This window comes from Nocardioides sp. (assembly GCF_024509035.1).
Taxonomy (GTDB): domain Bacteria; phylum Actinomycetota; class Actinomycetes; order Propionibacteriales; family Nocardioidaceae; genus Nocardioides.
In genome coordinates this window covers 2664-2916 of record NZ_JANINT010000255.1, presented here as the reverse complement: position 1 = coordinate 2916, position 253 = coordinate 2664, and the positions used below count along the sequence as shown (strand labels likewise).

The following is a 253-nucleotide window of genomic DNA, read 5'->3' as shown; positions in this document are numbered from 1 at the left end:
GCGCTGCACCCGCTGCTCACCGGCGCGGACGCCGACCCCATCGCGGTCACCCGCCAGCCCGTCCTCCAGGAGGCCCAGCGGATGCTCGAGGAGGTCGCCGACGAGGCCCGCCACGAGCTGGGGGCCGAGCTGCCGGTGACCACGCAGCTCGTCGTCGGGCACCCGGCGGCCGCCCTGGTCGAGGCCGGCGCCGGTGGTGCCGAGATCGTGCTGCAGCCGGAGCGGATGGGCGCCGACCACCGGCACGTCCCGA

1 protein-coding gene is annotated in these 253 nt (G+C 77.5%); it reads left to right on the top strand.

All coding sequences use genetic code 11. The annotated features are described in order from the left end of the window. The coding region (locus tag Q0L15_RS17585) for a hypothetical protein (protein ID WP_296605750.1) at positions 1-253 on the top strand (253 nt) is incomplete at both ends.